Raw genomic sequence first — 17234 nt, 5'->3', positions numbered from 1 at the left:
CTGCCCGCGAAGGAGCGAGACATGAGCCAGACCCAGACCGAGCCCGAGATCCGCAAGGGGCTGGTCGGCGTCGTCGCCGACACGACCGCCATCTCCAAGGTCAACCCCGACACCAACTCCCTGCTCTACCGCGGCTACCCCGTCCAGGAGCTCGCCGCGCGGTGCACCTTCGAGGAGGTCGCCTACCTGCTCTGGCACGGGGAGCTGCCCACCCCCGAGCAGCTCGCCGCCCTCGAGGAGGCCGGCCGCACCCAGCGTGCCCTCGCCCCCGAGGTGCGCGCCGCGATCGACCTCGTGCCCACCACCGCGCACCCGATGGACGTGCTCCGCACGGCCGTGTCGGTCATCGGGGCCACCGACCCCGCGGCCGAGGACGCCTCCCCGGAGGCCAACTACGCCAAGTCCGTGCGGCTGCTCGCCCAGATCCCCGCCGTCGTCGCCTACGACCAGCGGCGTCGCCGCGGGCAGGAGCTCGTCGAGCCGCGTGAGGACCTGGGGTACACCGAGAACTTCCTGCACATGACGTTCGGGGAGGTGCCCGCCGACGTCGTCGTCGACGCCTTCCGGGTCTCCCTGATCCTCTACGCGGAGCACTCCTTCAACGCCTCGACCTTCACCGCGCGGGTGATCACCTCGACGCTCTCGGACCTCTACTCCGCCGTCGTCGGCGCGATCGGCGCGCTCAAGGGCCCGCTGCACGGCGGGGCGAACGAGGCCGTCATGCACGTCTTCGACGAGATCGGCACCGCCGAGAACGCCGAGGCCTGGCTGGACCGCGCGCTGGCGGAGAAGCGCAAGATCATGGGCTTCGGGCACCGCGTCTACAAGCACGGCGACTCCCGGGTCCCCACCATGAAGGCCGCCCTGGACACCCTGGTCGCGCACTACGACCGGCCCGACCTCGCCGCGCTGTACGACACCCTCGAGCGGGCGATGGTCGAGCGGAAGAACATCCAGCCCAACCTGGACTACCCCTCCGGCCCCGCCTACCACCTGATGGGCTTCGACACGGAGACCTTCACCCCGCTCTTCGTGGCGGCCCGGATCACCGGCTGGACCGCGCACATCATGGAGCAGCTGGCGTCCAACGCCCTCATCCGCCCGCTCAGCGCCTACCACGGGCCGGACGAGCGCCACCTCTGACCCGGCGGCGGCCCTCCCCGGCCCGTCCGCGCCTGGCGCGACGGCCCGGCGGGCCGCCGTCACCCGCACGCCGTGCGGCAGGGCAGAGTGTCACCATGCACTACATCGGCATCGACCTCGCCTGGGGCGAGGTCCGCCCCACCGGCCTCGCCGTCGTGGACGACGGCGGACGCCTGGTCCACCTCTCGGCGCACGACACCGACGAGTCGATCGTCGCCGCCCTCGCGGACCACCGGGAGACGCCCGTCCTCGTGGCGATCGACGCCCCGCTCGTCGTCGTCAACGCCACGGGCAACCGCCCGTGCGAGGCGGCGCTCAACCGGGACTTCGCCCGCTTCGACGCCGGCGCGCACCCCGCCAACACCGGCAAGCCGGAGTTCGCGCAGACGCCCCGCGGGGCGCGCCTGGCGAAGGCGCTGGGTCTCGACATCAACCCCGCCTCCCGCCGTCCCCGCCGGGCCATCGAGGTCTACCCGCACCCGGCGACGATCGCCCTGTTCCGCCTCGGCCGGGTGCTGAAGTACAAGCAGCGCCCGGGCCGGACCGTGCCCCAGCTGCGCGCGGCGATGCTCGAGCTGATCGGGCACCTCGAGGGCCTCGCCGACGCCGAGACCCCCATGGTGGTGACCGAGCACGAGGGCTGGCGCCGGCTCGTGGCGCAGGTCCAGGGAGCGACGCGCAAGAGCGAGCTGCGCCGTGCGGAAGACCAGATCGACGCCGTCGTGTGCGCGTACATCGCCCGGTTCGCCGTCGCCCACCCCGAGCGCACGACCACCTACGGTGACCTGGCGACGGGCTACATCGTCACGCCCACCCTCCCCGAGGGGCTCGTGCCCGCGCCGCGGGTCTCGCGGGCCGCCGCGGGCGACCAGCCAGCGGCCGACGTCGCGAACGACGCCGAGAGGCCCGCCGCGCGCGTCGCGGCAGAACCCGCCGCGACCGCCGCCGGACCGGCCGAGGTTGCCGCCGCGGTGCCGGCCGAGGTCGCTGCCGCGGTGCCTGCCCACGTCTTCGCCGCCGACCCCGTCCGGGAGGCGGTGCAGGCCTACGTCGCGCAGTACCCGAGCCTCGAGCGCGCCACGGAGAAGTACGTCGCGCTCGTCACCTCGCTGCTGGACGAGGCGGGCATCAACTACCTCACCGTCACGGGCCGCGCGAAGTCCGTCGCGTCCTTCGCGGGCAAGGCCGCGCGCACCGCCGACGGTCGGCCGGTCTACACCGACCCGCTGCACCAGATCACCGACCAGGTGGGCGTGCGCGTGATCACCTACCTGGTCAGCGACGTCCAGGCCGTCGTCGACCTGCTCGGGGACCAGCTCACCGTCCTGCTCCACCGCGACATGGGGCTCGAGACGGCGCAGGAGGGGCGGTTCGGCTACTCCAGCCAGCACGTCCTCGTCCAGCTCGACGACGCCCGCTCGCACGACCCTCAGTACGCCGGGCTGGCGGGACGGCCGGCGTCGGTCCAGGTGCGCACGGTGCTGCAGCACGCCTGGGCCGAGTTCGAGCACGACATCCGCTACAAGGGCACCGTGCCCGAGGAGTACGCCCCCGACCTGGACCGGCGCTTCACGCTGGCCGCGGGGCTGCTGGACCTCGCGGACCGAGAGTTCTCCGCCATCCGGGACCGGCTCCAGGAGAGCATGACCGGCCACCAGCTCCGCGGCGACGCCGGCGACCCGCGGATCAGCGCGCAAGACCTCGCGGCCTTCCTGGCCGGCCGGTTCCCGGGGGCGGGCTGGTCGCGCACCGACCACTACGCCTGGGTGTCGGGCCTGCTCCTCGAGCTGGGCATCGCGTCGCTGCAGGAGCTGGGCGAGGTGCTGGGCACCGTGGACAGTGCGGCGATCAGCCGGCGGATGGGCTACCGGTACCCGCCCGGCGCGGTGCGTCGCCTCGACGACGCCCTGCTCGAGGTGTTCGGCGACCGGTACGTGGCCCTGCACGGCAACGCCCGGCGCGCCGAGGCGCTCCGGGCGAGGCTGGAGAAGCTGCGCGGCTGAGCGTCAGAGGCGCTCGATCCGGGGGCTGTTGATGTCGACCCGGCGCCGGTCGCCGTTGCCGAAGTCGACGATGACCGAGGTCGCGCCGTCGAGCGCGATGACGCGGCCCAGACCGTGCCGGTCGTGGCACAGCTGCGCACCCACCGGGATCGGCTCCGCGGCGGGCACGACCCGTGAGGCGTTGAAGGGGCTGTTCGGGAGGTGGGGACGCGATCCGGCACGGGAGGAGGAAGAGGCCATGCCTCCATCATGCGCCCCCCGACCGATATGTGAACACCGGGTGAACCGGTCGTGCCCGCGGCGCGTGGGTCTGCCCGGTCACGCCAGCACTGTGCGGACCACCCGCCGGCTGGCGGCGGTCCCCAGGAGCACCAGCGCCGACGCCCCGGCCACCCCGCCGGTGAACCGCAGCACCAGCGGCGCCGACGAGAAGAGGCTCATCCCGGCCACCGGCAGCATGAACACCGCGGCGGCGCCCGCGGCGAGCCCGACGGCGGCCATCAGCGGGATCGTCGTCTCGCGCCGCCGTGCGGCGTCGAGGACGCGCAGGTCCGTCCCCGCCAGGTGGAGCGCACGGTACTGGCCGCGCTGGTCGATCACCCGGCCGGCCTGCATCACGGCGGTCGAGACCGCGGCGAGCACGCCCGCGATGGCGAGGGTGAGGAAGCCGCCGGTGGCCAGGTCCGCGAGCAGGACTGTCTGGTCCGCGGCGTCCGGCCCGTCGGCGTCGAACATGGCGACGGTCGAGGCGAGCCCGGCCACGAACGTGGCCAGCGCCACACCGCCGACGCTGCGCCAGGCCGTCCGGGGTGAGTCGATCACCCGGCGAGCCGCGACGAGCGAGGCCGCGGACCGCGCGCGGCGCAGCGCCAGCCGGCCCGCGACGGACATCACCCACGGGCCGACGAGGTTCAGCGTGGCGAACCCGGCGACCAGGACGCCCACGAGCACGGCGAGCTGCGCGAGACCGAGGAGCACCATCACCGCGAAGGCCGCCGCGATGAGCACCAGCGGCAGGGCCCGCGACCAGTGCAGGCGCCCGGGGGTCGTGCGGGCGGCCACCCCCAGCGGGTCGATGGCCACGCCGCGCAGGCTCGTCACCGCCGAGACGAGCGCCACGAGCGCGATGCCCACGACCGCCGCCAGGACCAGCCACCAGGGCACGACGAGCTCGGCGAGGCGGAAGGTGCGGCCCTGGAACCGCAGGAGAGCGACCGCGGGCAGCAGCGCCCCGTACCCCACCACGCCGAGCACCGCGCCGGCGAGGGCCTGCGCGGTGGCGTCCAGGACGGTGAGGAGCCCCACCTGCCCCGTGGTGGCACCGGCCAGACGCAGCGCGGCGAGGCGTGCGTCCCGGCGGGCGACGGCCAGGCGGGACGCCGCGCCGCCGAGGGTGACCAGAGGTACGGCGAGCAGGGCGCTGGCCGTGCCGGCGAGCAGCGCGTAGAAACCGTCGGGGTCGCCGGGCAGGGCGTGCTCCGCGCGGGCGAGGAAGGCCCCGAGGCCGCCGAGGACCACCAGCAGGAGGGCGGTGGTGACCGCGAACGCGACGACGGCGAGCACCGCCGTCAGCCGCTGCGGGTCGGAGCGTCCCGCGTCCCGGCGGCGCAGCAGCCACCACAGGCGCGCCGCCGCCCTCACGGGGCCACCGCCGGGCGACGCTCGGAGACGACGCGGCCGTCGCGCATGTGAAGGACCCGGCCGCACCACGCGGCGACCGACTCGTCGTGGGTGACGACCACCAGCGAGGCGCCCGTGCGGCGGGCCGCGGTGGTCAGGACCTCGAGCACCCCGTGACCGGAGGCCTGGTCCAGGGCCCCGGTGGGCTCGTCGGCGAAGATGACGCCGGGCGAGGCCACCATCGCCCGGGCGACGGCGACGCGCTGCGCCTGGCCGCCGGAGAGCTCTCCGGGGCGGCGGGTCTCCATCCCGCGCAGGCCGAGCCAGGCCAGCCACTCGCGCGCGGCCGTCACCGCCTCGGCGCGCGGCACGCCGCGAAGCATCAGGGGCAGCGCGGCGTTCTCCTCGGCGGGCAGCTCGGGGAGGAGCTGACCGGACTGGAAGACGAAGCCGAAGTCGGTGCGGCGCAGGGCGGTCCGGGGCGCGTCGGGCAGGGACCCGATCGGCCGGCCGTCCCAGACGACCTCGCCGGACGTGGGACGCACGACCCCGGCGAGGCAGTGCAGCAGCGTGCTCTTGCCGGAGCCGGAGGGCCCCATGACGGCGACCGACTCGCCGGCCCGGACGACGAGGTCGACGCCGGCGAGGGCGGTCGTGGCGGAGGAGGCCGACCCGTAGATCTTGGTGAGGGCGTGGGCGACGAGGTCGCGTGGTCGTGACATGTCACCAGGCTGCCGCCGCGGCGGGCGGCCCCGCGTCGGCCTCCGGTCGCGACGTCCCCGCGGACCCTCCGTCCGCCGTCGCCCCTCCCCGTCCACCTCCGGTCGTGGAGGGGCGTCCTCCCGGCGTCGCGCCTCGAGCGCCCCCGGTGAGATGTCATCTCACCGGGGGCGCGGGGGAGAGGTTCCGTGGATCAGGAGGCGGGCAGGAACTCCCACTCCTCGCGCAGGTCGACACCGGCGTCCTTGATCAGGTTCAGCACCGGGCACCGGCGCAGCACCTGGGCGCGCAGCTCGTCCAGCGCCTCGGCCGGGGCGTCGGAGGTGAGCGTGAGCGTGAGGGTGAGCTGCTGGAAGTGCGGCGAGACGTCGGCGGTCCCGAGGAACCCGCGCAGGTCGATCGAGCCGGTCGCGTGGGTGGAGAGCGCCCCGACGGTGATGCCGAGCTCCTTGGCCACCGTCTCGACGACGACGCTCACGCACCCGTTGAGGGAGCCGAGCAGGTACTCGATCGGGTTGGCGGACTCGTCGGTGCCGCCCAGGGACTCGGGCTCGGCGACGGTGAAGGCGAAGTGGCGTGCGGCGACGTCGGTGGAGAAGCTGCCGCGCCAGGAGCCGGTCGCCGTGAAGTCGGCGAGGCGCGGCGTCGGGTCGGTCGTGATGGTGGTCGTGGTGGTCATCGTGGGTTCCGTTCGAGGAGGTTCGGCGGCGCGAGGTCCGCGCCGGGGGCCGGGGCACCGCGCGCCTGCGTCGCGTCAGCGGCGTGGCGCGCGGCCGAGCATTCGGCGCCCTGCGACCCGGCGGACGGTTCGCTCGCTCATCGGTCCGCTCCTCTCCTGGTCGTCCCGGACGGGTTGCGTGGGACGCTAGCGACGGCGGTCACCGCGCGGGAAGGGGTGGGCGGCAGGGCGAGACGGCACCCTCGGGCGGTCCCACCGGTCGGACGCGTCCCCCCGACCACTTGCGCCGCACCGGCGGTGGCGGTAGCCGCTGCGCGGGCCGGGCGCCGGGCGCGGCCGACCCGGTCGCGTGACCACGGTGCCCTTCCGCGGCACACTCGGCCCATGAGTACCGTGCTCCTCGCGCGGGTCTACGACCCGCCCGGCGACGACGACGGCTTCCGGGTGCTCGTGGACCGCGTGTGGCCGCGGGGGATCCGCAAGGCCGACGCCCACGTCGACCTCTGGCTGCGGGAGGTCGGCCCCTCCACCGAGCTGCGCCGCTGGTTCGGGCACGACCCCGAGCGGTTCGAGGAGTTCGCGCGCCGCTACCGGGCCGAGCTGGCCGGCAACCCGGCGGCCGAGGAGCTGCGCGCGGCGGTGCGCGAGCACCCGCGGGTGACCCTGCTCTACGGGGCGCGGGACGCCGAGCACAACCAGGCGGTCGTGCTGGCCGAGCTCCTGCGCTGACGCCCGGGCGTCGCCACCGCCGCCGGACACGGACGCCCTCCGTCCGCCTTCGGCGCTAACCTCCTGACGAGGGAGGACGACCGAAACCATGCATCCGCTGCACCGACGGCTGCTCGGTACCCGCCGGGGACGCGCGACGCTGGTGGCCGCGGGCGTCGTCGTCGTCGCGCTCGCGCTCACCGCCGCGGCGGGCGGGTTCCGCGCGGCCGGCACCACGGACCTGCCCGACCTCCCCGCCGGCCGGCCCGTGGATCTCGGTCGGGTCGAGGTCACGGTGATCGACCACCTCGTCACCGACCAGGTCGAGACGGTGCGGCTCGAGTCGGCCGGCGCCGCCGCCTGGCTGGTGGTGCGCGCGCGGGTCGAGGCCGCGGGCGACGAGACCGTGGAGGTGCTGCCGAGCATGATGCAGCCGCCGCCCGGCACCACGCTCGCCGCCGAGCCCGACATGGAGGTCCTGCTCCGCGACGGCACGCAGCTGCCCCAGGCCCACCCCGGCCTGCCCGAGGAGGTCGCGTTCCTGTGGGCGGTGCGTGACCCCGCGGACGTCCCCGACCCGCTGCCGATCACGCTGCTCGGGTCCGAGTCGTACTACAGCCCCATCTACCTGCGGGACGTGTGGGCCGGCCCCGAGCCCGTCGCCCGCACGGTCGTGCCCGCGGGCGCCGAGATCCCCGAGGTGCTCGTGGAGGAGCCGTGGTGAGGGACCGCTTGACGGTGGCGGCGCTCGCGGTCCTCGTCGTCGCCGGCGGTCTGCTCGTCAACCACGCCGACCGCGCCTGGCCCGCCACCCGCCCGTTCGTCACGGCGGGCGAGCAGGGGCGGCCCGCCGCCCTGTGGCCCGGCAGCGTCACCGTGCACTCCGCCCGCGCGGCCCGCGGCCTGGCCGACGGGTACGGCGGGAGCCTCACCACCGGCGGCGTCTGGGTCGCCGTCGACCTCTCCGTCACCGGCGGGGACCGCCCGCTCGACGTCGGCGCGTTCCAGCTGGTCGACGGCGAGGGTCGCAGCTACGACGCCACCCGGCGCCTCAGCCCCAACGCGCCGGGCACTGCGCAACCGTCCTCACCGGTGCGTGCCGAGGTGATCTTCGAGGTGCCCGAGAGCACGCTCGGCGCCCTGACGCTGCGCGCCTCCACCCTCGCCGTCCCGCAGCTCTCCGCGGTCGCGGAGGTGCCCGTGAGATTGGCGGGCGCCGTCGGCGCGGAGCTCGAGCCCCGGCCGACCACGCTGGAGACGCCGTGAGAGCCCACCGCGCCGCCCTCGTCCTGCTCGTCCCCGCCCTCGCCGCCCTGGGCTGGACGGTCTCGGCCGAGGCCCGCGACGGCTGGTGGGTCCGCGAGCCGCACCGGGCCGTCCTGCCCGGCGCGGAGGGCTGGGCCGCCATCGAGGGAACGGCAGTGCGGCTGGTCGAGCTGTCCCGGGTGGAGGAGCTCACCGACTCGTTCACCGGCGAGCCCTGGCACCCGCCGGAGGGCTACGACGTGTGGCGAATCAGCATCGAGGTGCGCTCTGACCTGGAGGAGGTGCGGTACTGCGACGTGCGCCTGCTCGACGGCGAGGGTCGGGTCTTCACCACGCCCGGCCAGGTGCCGGACATCCCCGGCGCGCCGGTGATGTCGTCGCTCTCCTGCGGCGGCGCCGAGGAGGGCACCGAGCCGTCGACGGAGGCCTGGTTCGTCCTGCCGGAGGGGTCAGAGCCGGCCCGCCTCGACCTGACGAGCTCGCGCACCGGCGAGCTCGGGCTGGGGCCGGAGCTCTTCGCCCTGCCCCTCTGACCGGGGCGGCAGGCGCAGCCCGCCCGGCAGGCCGAGGTTGCGCAGCAGGGAGTCGACCGCCGAGGCCACCAGGGCGAGGGTGAGGACGCGCGCGAGCACCGTGCCGGCCGTGTCGACCACCGGCAGCAGCGCCGACCACGCCAGCAGCGTCTGCGGCCCGACGACGGCCCGGGCCAGCTCGGTGACGACGACCGCGGCGTTGTCGGCGAGCAGGAACGCGAGGCAGAACATCAGGATGGGCTGCCACCCGGCCCGGACCACGAGCACCGTGGCGCCGAGGACCGCGCCGTAGCGGCGCCCGGGGTCGGTGGCCAGGCGCAGCGCGCGGTCGGTGCGCACGTCCCCGAGCAGGCCGACGGCGCGGCCCGCCACGCGGGCACCGTGCAGGTCGCGGGCGGTCAGGACGCGTGCGGCCTGCACGCCGTAGATGATCGCGGCCAGGGCGAGCCAGGCCAGCGGCACGAGGAACGCCGTCGCCGCCGCCGCGAGCAGCAGGCCGGCGCCCGACGCGGCGGTCTCCGCCACCGTCCCCAGGGTGGGCCAGGTGATGGTGACCGACTCCCACCAGGTGGCGAGGCCGGCCCCCACGCGGCGGGTGCTCCACCAGGTGCTCGCGCCGTCGGCCAGCACGGTGACGACGTAGGCGCCGAGCACCAGCCACACCACCTCGCAGTACCCGGCGGCCAGCCGCAGCGACGAGCGGCGTCCGTCCGAGCCCGCGCGGGAGGCGAGCCGGTCGAGGAGGCGGCGCAGGACGAGCGCGACCGCCACCGACGTGAGGACGGTCAGGGACGTCCCGGCGGGCAGGCGGCTGGCGATCTCGCCGTCGCCGGCGCCGGGCGCCGTGATCGTGGCGACGAGGTCGTCCGCGGTCCCGGCGCCGAAGGTGACGACGTCGTCGGCCAGGTTGCCGTAGTGCTCGTAGATGACGAGGAACGGCAGCATGACCGCGGCGGCGCCCGTGACCAGCGCGAGCACCGGCCGTTCGCCGGCGCCGCGCCGGCGCATGACGAGCAGCATCCCGACCACGGTGAGCAGCTGCGCGAAGGGCGCCAGCGCCAGGACGAGCTGACTGAGCACGGACGAGGCGCGCGAGACGACCACGGCGGCCTCGAGGAGAAGCTCACGCGCGAGCACGCCCACGACTGCGAGCAGCAGCAGCGCCGGCCAGTGCACCCGGAGCAGGCGCCCGGCGTCGGCGACGACGGCTCCGCCGGCGCGCAGCACGTCCGGGCGGAGGCGGACGCCGCCGTCGGGCTCCTCGCGCGGGTCGGTCGGCTCCTGCACGGGGTCAGGCTATCCCGCGGTCCGCGTTCAGGACGCCGAGGGTCCGGAGGTGGGAGCTCCCTGCGTCGCGCGGGTCAGGGGATCTCCTCGCCCCGCTTCGGCGGGTGCGGCGTCTGGGGGCCGCCGAGCCGGTCGAGCAGGTCCTCGCGGCCGCGGACCTCGGGGCCTGCGTACATCGAGTCGAGGACGTCACGGTTGGGCTCGGAGACGTCCATCATCGCGACCTCCGGGTGGTGGAGGTCGAAGGCCGGGCGCTCGGAGCGGATCCGCGGCAGCACGGTGAAGTTGTGCCGCGGCACCGGGCACCCGGTGGCCCACTCGAGGGAGTTGCCGAAGCCCCAGGGGTCGTCCACGAAGACGGTGCGCGGCCCGCGCTGGGTGATGTAGACGTTCCACAGGAACGGCAGCGTGGACAGGGCGATGAGGAAGGCGCCCACCGTGGAGATCTGGTTGTACAGCTGGAACCCGTCCTCCGGCATGTACTCGGCGTAGCGGCGCGGCATCCCCTGCGCCCCGAGCCAGTGCTGGACGAGGAACGTGGTGTGGAACCCGATGAACAGCATCCAGAAGCTGATCTTGCCCAGCGGCTCGTCCAGCATCCGCCCGGTCCACTTCGGCCACCAGAAGTGGAAGCCCGCGTACATCGCGAAGACCACGGTGCCGAAGACGACGTAGTGGAAGTGGGCGACGACGAAGTAGGTGTCGTGGACCTGGAAGTCCATCGCCGGGCTGGACAGGACGATGCCCGTCAGGCCGCCGAAGAGGAAGGTCACCAGGAAGCCGAGGGTGAAGAGCATGCCGGCGTCGAACGTGAGCTGCCCGCGCCACATCGTGCCGATCCAGTTGAAGAACTTCACGCCCGTGGGCACCGCGATGAGCATGGTCATCAGCGAGAAGAACGGCAGCATCACGCCGCCGGTGGTGAACATGTGGTGCGCCCACACGGTCATCGACAGCGCCGCGATGGCGATGGTGGCAAAGACTAGGCCCTTGTACCCGAAGATGGGCTTGCGCGAGAAGACGGGGATGATCTCGGAGATGATGCCGAAGAACGGCAGGGCGATGACGTAGACCTCGGGGTGGCCGAAGAACCAGAACAGGTGCTGCCACAGCAGTGCGCCGCCGAAGTCGGGGTTGTAGATCTGCCCTCCGAGGATCCGGTCGATCCCCAGTCCGAACAGCGCGGACGCGAGCACCGGGAACGCCATGAGCACCAGCAGCGAGGTGATGAGGGTGTTCCAGGTGAAGATCGGCATCCGGAACATCGTCATGCCGGGGGCGCGCAGCGTGATGATCGTGGCGATGAAGTTGACGGCGCCGAAGATGGTCGCGAAGCCGGTCATCGCGAGGCCGAGGACCCACAGGTCACCGCCGAGCCCGGGGGAGAACATCGGGTTCGACAGGGGGGTGTACGCGGTCCAGCCGAAGCTCGCAGCCCCCTTGGGCGTGAGGAAGCCGGAGACCACCATCAGCCCGCCGAAGAGGTAGAGCCAGTACGACACCATGTTCAGCCGCGGGAACGCCACGTCCGGCGCACCGATCTGGATCGGCACCATGACGTTCGCGAACCCGGTGAACAGCGAGGTCGCGAACAGGAACATCATGATCGTGCCGTGCATGGTGAAGAGCTGGTTGTACTGCTCGTTGGACTGCACGAGGTCAAGGGCGGGCGTGAACAGCTCGGTGCGGACGAGCATCGCGAGGACGCCGCCGATCATGAAGAAGACGAACGACGACGTCAGGTACATGTACCCGATGACCTTGTGGTCGGTGGAGGTGATCCACGTGACGAGGGTCTTGCCCCAGCTCTGCCGGTCCGGGCGCAGGCCGGGCAGGGGAGCGGCGCGCTTGGTTCGTGACGACGTCGTCAGGGCCATGGTGCCCTCCAGAAGGAGCCGGAAACCCGTTCCGCCCAGGGTGCCCCTGATCGACGGCGTGTGCAACGGTTCGCCGGCCCCGACTGCCCGTCGGCCGGACCGTCCGCGCCGCCCTGCCGGCGCCGGCGCTCATGCCGGGTAGATGGAGACCTCCGCCGCCTTGACGGTGAACAGCACCCGGGCGCCGGGGGCGAGGTCCAGCGCGGCGACCGAGCCGGGAGTGATGTCTGCCGCGAGCCGGTGACCCCCCGGCGTCGCCCCGCGCACCCGGACGAGCTCCCCCTGCAGCTCCAGCGCGTCGAGCGTGACCGGCACGGTGTTGCGCGGGCTGCCGCCGGGCGGGGCGCGGTGGACCGAGACGGCGCGCGGGGAGAACGTGGCGGCGACGGCGGTACCGGGCTCGCAGGCCGGGTCGGGCAGTCCGTGCAGCTCCAGCCCGTCGCCGGTGCGCACCACCGCCTCCCCGCCGGCCCCGGCCAGCGTCCCGGCGACGAGGTTGACCCCGGCGAGCCGGGCGGCGAACGCCGAGCGCGGCCGGCTGAGGACCTCCAGCGCGGGGCCGCGCTCCACGACCCTGCCCGCCTCGAGCACGACGACGGAGTCGGCCACGGCGAGGACGTCCAGGAGGTCGTGGGTCACCAGCGCCGCGGCGCGCCCGGCCTCCCGCAGCACGTGGCGCAGCACCTGCCGCAGCTCGGCGGCGGCCCCGACGTCCAGGGCCGAGAGCGGCTCGTCCAGCAGCACGACGTCGGGCCCGGGGGCCAGCGCCCGGGCGAGGGCGACCCGCTGCGCCTGCCCGCCCGAGAGCTCCGCGGGGCGGCGTCCGGCCAGGTGCCCGGCCCCCACCTGCTCGAGCAGCTCGAGGGCCCGCCGTGAAGCCTCCCGCCGCGGGGTGCCCGCGGCGCGGGGCCCGAACGCGACGTTGCCCAGGGCGTCCAGGTGCGGGAAGAGCAGGGGCTCCTGCGCGAGGAGCGCCACCCGGCGGGCGTGCGGGGGAACCCAGCGGGCGCCGTCGGCCACCGCCCGGCCGCCGACGTGGACGGTGCCCGACCCGGGCCGGATGATGCCCGCGGCCAGGGCGAGGAGGGTGGACTTGCCCGCGCCGTTCGCGCCGAGCACCGCGACCACCTCGCCGGGCGGCACCTCGACGTCGAGGTCCACGTCCCGCTCGGGCACCGCGGCGCGCACGGCCAGCGCAGGCGCTGCGTCCGCCCGCGCCCGGCCGGGCGACGGCGTCATCGCGGGACTCCGTCCCGCCGACGCGCCACGCTCCGCCGCCCGGCGCCGCCCTGGGTGAGCAGGACCATCAGGGCGGCGACGGCGAGGAGCACCACGGCCAGCGCCACCGCGGCGTCGGGGTCGGTCTCCCGCTGGAGGTAGATCTCCAGCGGCAGCGTGCGGGTCACGCCCTGCAGCGAGCCGGCGAAGGTCAGGGTGGCGCCGAACTCGCCCAGCGAGCGGGCGAAGGCAAGCGCGGTGCCGGTGCCGAGCGCCGGCAGGAGCAGCGGCAGCGTCACGCGCCGGAGCACCGTGCCGGGCCGGGCGCCCAGGGTGGCCGCCACGGCCTCGTACCGGGTGCCCGCGGTCCGGGCGGCGCCCTCGAGCGAGAGCACGAGGAAGGGCAGGGAGACGAAGGTCTGCGCGAAGACGACCGCGGTGGTGGAGAACGCGACCGAGATGCCGGCCGCCTCGAGCCGAGCGCCGAGGAGTCCGGTGCGGCCGAGCGTCGTCAGCAGCGCCAGTCCCGAGACGACCGGCGGCAGGACCAGCGGGAGCAGCACCACGGTGCGCAGCGTGCGCAGCCCCGGCAGGCTCGAGCGGGCGAGCACCAGCGCGAGCGGCACGCCGAGGAGCACGCACAGCGCGGTGGCCGCCGCGGAGGTGCGCAGACTGAGCCCGAGCGCCGCGAGCGACGCCTCGGAGGTGACGAGCTCCGGGAAGCGCGACCACGGGACCCGCCAGAGCAGCCCCAGCACCGGCACGACGACCACGAGCACGGCCGCGGCCGCCATGACGAGGACGGTGCGGGGCAGGTGCCCGGTCCGTGAGGTCGCCGTCGTCACGGCAGCCCGAACCCGGCGTCGGCGAGGATCTGCCGGCCGGTCTCGCCCGTGAGGACCGCCAGCCAGGCCCGGGCCGCCGCGGGCGCGTCCGTCCCGGCGACGACGGCGGCCGGGTACCGGTTGGTGACGTCCGCGGCCCCGGGGACCGGAACCAGCTCGACGGCGTCCCCGGCCCGGCGGGCGTCGGTCGCGTAGACGATGCCCGCGTCGGCCTGCCCGGAGGTGACCTTGCCGAGCACGTCGGTGACGCTGAGCTCCTCGCTCGCGGGGGCCAGGGTGGTGCCGGCGAGCTTCGCCAGCTCGGTGGCCGCGGACCCGCACGGCACCTGCGGCGCGCACACGACGAGGACGGCGTCCTCGAGCGAGCCGTCCAGCCCCGTGACCTGCGCCGGGTTGCCGGACGGGACGACCAGGGCGGGATGGTTCAGCGCCACGACCGCCGGCTGCTCCACGGCGTCCGCCTCGACGGCGCGGGCCATGGTGGCTTCGTCCGCCGTCACCAGGACGTCGGCCGGGGCCCCGGAGACGACCTGGGAGACGAGGTCGGAGGAGCCGGCCACCGAGATGACCACGGTGAGGTCCGGGTGCTGCGTCTGGACCGCCTGGGTCACCCGCTCGGCGACGTCCACCAGGGAGGCGGCCGCGAAGACGGTGAGCTCGGTCTCCACGCCCGCGCCGCTCCCGCCGGGCCCGGTGCCGTCGGCCGAGCCGGACTCGGGTGCGGAGTCCACGGCGGTGCAGGCGGCGAGGGCCGCCGTCGCCGCGGCGGCGAGGGCGACGCCGAGAGCCCGGGAGACCCGTCCGCCGATCCAGGTCCGGCGCCGGGTCCGGGCTGCCGTCCTGCCCGTCACGACGGCGCCCCGGCTGCCACGGCCTCCACCAGCGCGAGGTGCTCCTCGAGGGAGCCGGTGGCGGTGACCGCACGGACCACCGTCTCGTCGAGGACCTCCGCGTACGGGGTGAGCCGGGCGCGCAGCTCCGCAGCCGTGTCGGCGAGGACGGCGGCGTCGAGCGCGTCGAACCCGAGGCGGGCGAAGTTCGCCGCGTAGGACGGGATGCCGGCGTAGCGGTCGGCCTCGCGGCGTGCGACGGCGTGCGCCCGGTCCCCGAGGGCGCAGCGGACGTACAGCGCGACCGCGGCGTCCGTGCCGAGACCGGCGACGTCGCGGTCCTTGTCCGCCACGGCGCCCCGGGCGGCGGACGGCGTGAGCCAGTTGAGCAGCAGGCCCGCGCTCTCCCGCGCGGCGAGGCGCCGCATCCGCGGCCCGAGGGCCCCGACCACCACCGGGACGCCGAGCCCGTCGGTGAGCGTCCTGACGGCCTCGCGCACGGTCGTGAGCGGGCTGGGCCGCGCGCTCGCGCCGACGCCGAGGACCACCCGGTCCGTCGGCAGCTCGAGCTCGCGCACCCGCCGCACGATTTCCCCGGGCGGCAGGTGGTCCACCGGCAGCACGCCCGACGCGATCCGGAGGGTGGTCGTGGCCCCCGCGGCCACGGCCATGGTGGCGAGCGCGTCACCGCGGGCGGGGTGGTTGACCCACAGGGTGCGCAGGCCCGCCCGCTCCACCGCCGGCGCGAGGCCGCGCACCACGTCCGCGTCGAGGTCGCCCGTGATGCCGTACCCGAGGCGCGCCGGGTCGAGGCTCATGCCTTGCCCCCGCGGGGGCGGGCCGGCGGCGTCTCCACGATGACGTTCGTGGCCTTGACGACGGCGGTGGCCAGGGACCCGGGCTCGAGCCCGAGCTCCGTGGCCGCCTCGCTGCTCATCAGCGAGACCACCCGGTAGGGGCCGCACTGGAGCTCGACCTGCGCCATGACGCCGTCGGCGACCACGCGCGTGACCAGGCCGGTGAAGCGGTTCCGTGCCGACCGGCCCACGCCGTCGTCCCGCCCCTGGGTCGCGGAGCGGGCGGCGAGGGCCTGGGCGTGGCGGGCGAGGGCGGCGCCGTCGACCACCTTGCGACCGACGGGGTCCGGGACGGCCTTCAGCTGCCCGTCGTCGACCCAGCGGCGGACGGTGTCGTCGCTGACGCCGAGCAGCTCCGCTGCCTCGCTGATCCGATAGTGCGGCACGCAAGGAATCGTAGACCCGCAGATGCGGTTTACGGCGCCGAATCGTCGCGCGCGACGTCGATTGCCAGCCGACGCCCCGGCAGGCCGGGCCCGGGGTGCTAGGTAGACAGACTGACTAAGTAGTGCCACTGTCTACTCGTGAGCGGAGAGAACTGGCCCGGCGAGTGGCTGCGCGGCTTCCTGGAGGTGTGCGTGCTCGAGACGCTCACGCAGGGGCCGAGCTACGGGTACGCCATCGCGTCCCAGCTCGAGGAGGCCGGCCTGGGGACCATCAAGGGCGGCACCCTCTATCCGCTGCTCACGCGGTTCGAGAAGGCCGGGCTCGTGGAGACGAGCTGGCGCACCGGTGAGGGCGGCCCGGCACGGAAGTACTACCAGCTGACCGCGGCGGGCCGGGCGGAGCACGCCGCGCTCGTGACCCGCTGGTCGGCGTTCAGCACGGCGGTCGAACGGCACCTGACGGGCATGTCCCGTCCCAACACCCCAGGAGGGGCACGAGCATGAGCAGCAGGCGGACGAGCGGGCGCCAGGTTGGTACCGAGTGGGAGACGGACCTCGTCGTGGAGCTGCGCCTCCTCGACGTCTCCGGGCGGGACATCGGCGACGCGCTCGAGCAGGTGCGGTCGCACTGCGCCGAGTCCGGGGAGGACGCCCGCACCGCCTTCGGGGACCCGGCGGAGTACGCGCGCAGCCTCGGGCTGCCCGCCCAGGACGTGCGGCTCGCCGGGATGCTGCTCGCCACCGGGGGCGGTCTGGTGGGCATGTTCCTGGCGCTGTGGGGCTTCACGTCCTGGCTCGACGGTGAGACCGTCGCCATCACGGTCGGCCGGGTCGTTGCCGCCGTCGCGCTCGTGCTCGTCGCCCCGCTGCTGCTGCGGCACCTGCGCACGGTGCTGGAGCGTCCGTGGCTCGCGGGAGGGGTCGCGGCGCTGGGGCTCGCGGGCGTGGTGGCCGCGCCTCTCGTGCTCACCGTGACGCTCGCGCACCTCCCGGCGCTGGTGGTGACCGGGGCCGGCCTCGTCCTGGTGATCGGGACGGCCCTGTGGGAGCACCTCGGCGGGGTGCCGGCCGACCCGGTCGTCAGCCCGGTGGCGGAGGGCCGGCGGACCGGTCGCTTCGCGGCGACGACGTGGCTGCTGCCGGTCGGCACCGTCGCCCTGATGGGGCTGGCCTGGGCGCTTGCATCGCTGACGTGACGACGCCCGCCTCCGCTCGGCCGGCGCGGGGTCCTGCGCAGTTTGCGAGCGGGCGCCCGCCTCCGC

19 protein-coding genes are annotated in these 17234 nt (G+C 75.0%); 8 read left to right on the top strand and 11 right to left on the bottom strand.

From position 1 onward, the window contains the following. The first annotated feature begins 21 nt into the window (after positions 1–21). Positions 22–1143, top strand: coding sequence for a bifunctional 2-methylcitrate synthase/citrate synthase (locus tag ABD774_RS14560; protein ID WP_345042590.1), 1122 nt, complete (start codon positions 22–24; stop codon positions 1141–1143). A 95-nt stretch (positions 1144–1238) separates the two neighbouring features. Next, positions 1239–3146, top strand: coding sequence for a DUF429 domain-containing protein (locus ABD774_RS14555; protein WP_345042588.1), 1908 nt, complete (start codon positions 1239–1241; stop codon positions 3144–3146). Between the two features lie 3 nt (positions 3147–3149). Here the strand turns inward: ABD774_RS14555 and ABD774_RS14550 are convergent, their stop codons facing one another. The 4 genes from ABD774_RS14550 to ABD774_RS14535 all read right to left on the bottom strand — a co-directional run bounded on the left by ABD774_RS14550 (position 3150) and on the right by ABD774_RS14535 (position 6165). After that, positions 3150–3386, bottom strand: coding sequence for a hypothetical protein (locus ABD774_RS14550; RefSeq protein WP_345042586.1), 237 nt, complete (start codon positions 3384–3386; stop codon positions 3150–3152). A gap of 78 nt (positions 3387–3464) precedes the next feature. After that, complete coding sequence (locus tag ABD774_RS14545) at positions 3465–4787, bottom strand: FtsX-like permease family protein (RefSeq protein ID WP_345042583.1); 1323 nt, start codon at positions 4785–4787, stop codon at positions 3465–3467. Continuing rightward, complete coding sequence (locus tag ABD774_RS14540; RefSeq protein WP_345042581.1) at positions 4784–5488, bottom strand: ABC transporter ATP-binding protein; 705 nt, start codon at positions 5486–5488, stop codon at positions 4784–4786. The genes ABD774_RS14545 and ABD774_RS14540 overlap by 4 nt, the downstream gene beginning before the upstream one ends. Before the next feature lie 191 nt (positions 5489–5679). Beyond that, the gene (locus tag ABD774_RS14535; RefSeq protein ID WP_345042579.1) at positions 5680–6165 is read right to left on the bottom strand and encodes an OsmC family protein; all 486 of its coding nucleotides are present in this window, start codon (positions 6163–6165) and stop codon (positions 5680–5682) included. A 384-nt stretch (positions 6166–6549) separates the two neighbouring features. Between ABD774_RS14535 and ABD774_RS14530 the strand changes: the two genes are divergently transcribed. The 4 genes from ABD774_RS14530 to ABD774_RS14515 all read left to right on the top strand — a co-directional run bounded on the left by ABD774_RS14530 (position 6550) and on the right by ABD774_RS14515 (position 8672). Further along, the gene (locus ABD774_RS14530) at positions 6550–6894 is read left to right on the top strand and encodes a DUF488 domain-containing protein (protein WP_345042577.1); all 345 of its coding nucleotides are present in this window, start codon (positions 6550–6552) and stop codon (positions 6892–6894) included. An 88-nt stretch (positions 6895–6982) separates the two neighbouring features. Beyond that, positions 6983–7597: a hypothetical protein gene (locus ABD774_RS14525; protein ID WP_345042574.1), complete on the top strand. Its 615-nt coding sequence runs from the start codon at positions 6983–6985 to the stop codon at positions 7595–7597. Continuing rightward, positions 7594–8139: a DUF4352 domain-containing protein gene (locus ABD774_RS14520; protein WP_345042572.1), complete on the top strand. Its 546-nt coding sequence runs from the start codon at positions 7594–7596 to the stop codon at positions 8137–8139. The genes ABD774_RS14525 and ABD774_RS14520 overlap by 4 nt, the downstream gene beginning before the upstream one ends. Further along, the gene (locus tag ABD774_RS14515; protein ID WP_345042569.1) at positions 8136–8672 is read left to right on the top strand and encodes a hypothetical protein; all 537 of its coding nucleotides are present in this window, start codon (positions 8136–8138) and stop codon (positions 8670–8672) included. Before ABD774_RS14520 ends, ABD774_RS14515 begins: the two co-directional genes overlap by 4 nt. Here ABD774_RS14515 and ABD774_RS14510 read toward each other — a convergent pair. The 7 genes from ABD774_RS14510 to ABD774_RS14480 all read right to left on the bottom strand — a co-directional run bounded on the left by ABD774_RS14510 (position 8589) and on the right by ABD774_RS14480 (position 15972). Then, entirely contained in the window at positions 8589–9959 is a 1371-nt protein-coding gene (locus ABD774_RS14510; RefSeq protein ID WP_345042567.1) for a hypothetical protein, read from the bottom strand. The genes ABD774_RS14515 and ABD774_RS14510 overlap by 84 nt on opposite strands. 74 nt (positions 9960–10033) lie before the next feature. Next, positions 10034–11836 carry an aa3-type cytochrome oxidase subunit I gene (gene ctaD, locus ABD774_RS14505; protein WP_345042564.1) on the bottom strand — a complete coding sequence of 601 codons (1803 nt, stop codon included), beginning with the start codon at positions 11834–11836 and terminating at the stop codon, positions 10034–10036. A gap of 129 nt (positions 11837–11965) precedes the next feature. Beyond that, complete coding sequence (locus ABD774_RS14500) at positions 11966–13075, bottom strand: sulfate/molybdate ABC transporter ATP-binding protein (protein WP_345042562.1); 1110 nt, start codon at positions 13073–13075, stop codon at positions 11966–11968. Beyond that, positions 13072–13848 (bottom strand): ABC transporter permease, encoded by a 777-nt coding sequence (locus ABD774_RS14495; protein ID WP_345042749.1) that lies wholly within the window; start codon positions 13846–13848, stop codon positions 13072–13074. Before ABD774_RS14495 ends, ABD774_RS14500 begins: the two co-directional genes overlap by 4 nt. 47 nt (positions 13849–13895) lie before the next feature. Beyond that, positions 13896–14750, bottom strand: coding sequence for a molybdate ABC transporter substrate-binding protein (gene modA / locus ABD774_RS14490; RefSeq protein ID WP_345042559.1), 855 nt, complete (start codon positions 14748–14750; stop codon positions 13896–13898). Continuing rightward, positions 14747–15547 carry an LLM class flavin-dependent oxidoreductase gene (locus ABD774_RS14485; RefSeq protein ID WP_345042557.1) on the bottom strand — a complete coding sequence of 267 codons (801 nt, stop codon included), beginning with the start codon at positions 15545–15547 and terminating at the stop codon, positions 14747–14749. The genes modA and ABD774_RS14485 overlap by 4 nt, the downstream gene beginning before the upstream one ends. Continuing rightward, on the bottom strand, positions 15544–15972 hold the full coding sequence (locus ABD774_RS14480) for a TOBE domain-containing protein (protein ID WP_345042555.1): 429 nt from the start codon (positions 15970–15972) through the stop codon (positions 15544–15546). The genes ABD774_RS14485 and ABD774_RS14480 overlap by 4 nt, the downstream gene beginning before the upstream one ends. A 138-nt stretch (positions 15973–16110) precedes the next feature. On the opposite strand from ABD774_RS14480, the gene ABD774_RS14475 reads away from it, so the two are divergent. Both ABD774_RS14475 and ABD774_RS14470 read left to right on the top strand, forming a co-directional pair. Continuing rightward, on the top strand, positions 16111–16476 hold the full coding sequence (locus ABD774_RS14475) for a PadR family transcriptional regulator (RefSeq protein ID WP_345042552.1): 366 nt from the start codon (positions 16111–16113) through the stop codon (positions 16474–16476). Next, positions 16473–17168, top strand: a complete 696-nt coding sequence (locus ABD774_RS14470; RefSeq protein WP_345042550.1) for a hypothetical protein — start codon at positions 16473–16475, stop codon at positions 17166–17168. The genes ABD774_RS14475 and ABD774_RS14470 overlap by 4 nt, the downstream gene beginning before the upstream one ends. Positions 17169–17234 lie beyond the last annotated feature (66 nt).

This window comes from Georgenia daeguensis (assembly GCF_039537705.1).
Taxonomy (GTDB): Bacteria; Actinomycetota; Actinomycetes; order Actinomycetales; family Actinomycetaceae; genus Georgenia; species Georgenia daeguensis.
Note: the sequence above shows the minus strand (reverse complement) of the source record. Positions and strands in the feature narration are given on the sequence as shown.